The organism is Methylomagnum sp. (assembly GCF_054333355.1).
On record NZ_JBTEKS010000517.1, the window covers coordinates 1 to 2,503 of the forward strand.

The window sequence follows — 2,503 nt, forward strand, 5'->3', positions numbered from 1 at the left end:
AGAACTGAGGGTGTAGTTCTGGTAATTGCCCACGCTGTCCGAGGCGGAGTAGCCGCCGCTGTAATGATCGGCGCCGTCCTGCGTCCACCAATAGGCAGGGTTGTCGAACGGATACGGGACGCCCATGCTGAACTGGGTCCATCCACCCAGTCCCGACTCGAAGCCATCATGGAACAGCGTGGCGCTTTCCGGCGAGAAATCGCAGGCTCCAGCCGTGGAAATCACCGTGCTTAGAATGCCCGCCCCAGGCGCGGCCAGATCGACCGAGGTGGGGCCATAGTTGGAGAAACCAGCCAGTCCGTCAGCGTGATCGGTGGCCGCCACGGCGATGAGGCTCGCGGAGTCGTAGGACGATGGGTAGTGCGGAACAGCGTCATTATTCGTCAAATTATTATTACCCGCCGCCGCGACAAACAGGGTGCCCGCCGTGCCGGCGGCGTCGATGGCGTCCTTCAAGGTCTGGCTGAAACCATCGCCCCCCCAGGAATTGTTGGTGGCGACGATGTTCTCGCCGTGCTGCTTGAGCCAGGCGAAATAGTTGACGCACTCGATGGCGTCGCTGGTGGAACCGGAGCCGCTGGCGCTCAGGAATTTACAGGCGGCGATCTTGACGTTCCAGGCCACCCCCGCCACGCCTTCACCATTGTTGCCCGCGCCCCCGATGGTGCCCGAGGTGTGGGTGCCGTGGGCGTTGTCGTCCATGGGGTCGCTGTCGTTATTGACCGTGTCGATCCCGTAGATGTCGTCCACATAGCCATTGCCGTCGTCGTCCACCCCGGCGGCGCCGTTCGCTTCCTTGAGGTTGCGCCACATGTTGGCGGCGAGATCGGGGTGGAGATAGTCCACGCCGGTGTCGATGTCGCCCACCACCACCGAGCCGTTGCCGGTGATGCGGTCCCAAGCCTCGGGGGCGTCGATGTCGGCGTCGGACGAGCCGCCGGTCTGGCCGGTGTTGTTCATGCCCCATAACTCGCCGAAGCGGGCGTCGTTGGGCGTGGTCGATTTGGCGTAGACGAAATAATCGGGTTCGGCCAAGTCAACCGCCGAATCCCGCTTGAGCTTCTCGATGAATTGCGTCGTGGTCAGGGCATTGGATTTCAGCACTAATAACCGCTGCGGACCCGCGACGCTGGGCTGGCCTTTGCCAACCAGGGGGAACTGCTTGAGTAGTTGCACGTCACTGGGCGCGCCCATCTTGCTTTGCCCCTGGATACGGGCCAAGGTGGTTTGCAGGCTTGCGCCTGACTTGAGGCGCACGATCACCTGACCTTCAGGATAAGGGGCCGTGAACGGAGCCTTTCCGGCAACGTCTGGCTTGATCTTGCTTTTGTCCGTTTGATAGACCGCTTCGGGATGACCTTTCAGCGCTTCCTTTATCAAGGATTCGCTGGCCGCATTCGCTGCTGAGTCATTGCTGGTGGCGATAGACTCCGGTCCCCAGAAGCAGGCCATAACCATGCTTGCGATAGCTGTTCGGTTTAGGATCATATTGATTGCTCTTCGATAATAGAGATTGCTGAACCTGTTTTTTTTGGGTTCAACTTCTAAAGCTAGCGCTGATCTATAAGAATTACAAGCTATTTGAGTCTCTTATTTGCTACGTAATCCTTTTCTATTCAATGTGTCATGATAATTCGTCGGTCTCAACAGCAAGGTCCATGGATATACTTTAAATATTAACTGATTCAATGGGTTATATATTTTATTCCGGGAGGCATTAATAACATTAATCTTCCTGCTTACATAATTCCGTGATAAGAGCAACATGAGATAGGTCCGATATTCCCGTTAAAATGCCGACACGGGGTGTATGTGGGTAATTGTTACGAAATCCATGGGTATTTGTTGCTATTATTTTTCGCGTAAACTTCACGCAAGCACATCCTCCCCCAGTTAATTTCCGCCCTATGCGCCTTCGGCGCGAACGCACAGAAGTAAAAACCGCCATGCCCCGCCGCCTGACCACCCGCCCCGAACGCCGCCCGCCCACCTTCGATTTGGCGAAAAAAGCCTGCGAAGCCCATTTCCGCGAGACCGGACTGACCCCCACCACCGAGGTCGTCGTCGAGCGCATCGGGGTCCAGAACCGCCCCTTGATCCGCCGGGCCATTGAGGACTGGCTGCTGGACCTGCCAGCCCGGCTGTATCGCCGGGAAGGCGTGCCGGGCGTGCCCCCGGCGCTGGCGGAGCAGTGCCGGGAACTATGGGAAGCGGCGGTGCGGGTGGCGGGAGAGGCGTTCGCCGCCGAGCGGGCCGAGCTTCAAGCCACCCTCGCGGCGCGGGAAGCCGCCTTGGCCGAGGCGCAGGCCGTCCAGGCGACGCTGACGACTGATTTGAACGAATCCAGCGCCGCCCGCGCCGAGCTGGAAGCCATCGCGGCGGGCTTGCGCGAGGATTTGGCGGAGGAGCGCCAGCGGCGGGAATCCACCGTGGCGGCACTGGCACGCGCCCAGGCAGACCTGGAAAAGCTTCAGTCCGAGCGCGAGGCGGAACAACACCAAGC

2 protein-coding genes are annotated in these 2,503 nt (G+C 59.5%); one reads left to right on the top strand and one right to left on the bottom strand.

Annotated features, from left to right (window positions below; all coding sequences use genetic code 11):
• A partial coding sequence (locus tag ACXWUF_RS21885) for a S8 family peptidase (RefSeq protein ID WP_458496628.1) occupies positions 1-1,257 on the bottom strand: 1,257 nt, incomplete at its 3' end.
• 689 nt (positions 1,258-1,946) lie between these two features.
• On the opposite strand from ACXWUF_RS21885, the gene ACXWUF_RS21890 reads away from it, so the two are divergent.
• Positions 1,947-2,503 (top strand): DNA-binding protein (locus ACXWUF_RS21890; protein ID WP_458496629.1); only part of this gene is annotated, 557 nt, incomplete at its 3' end.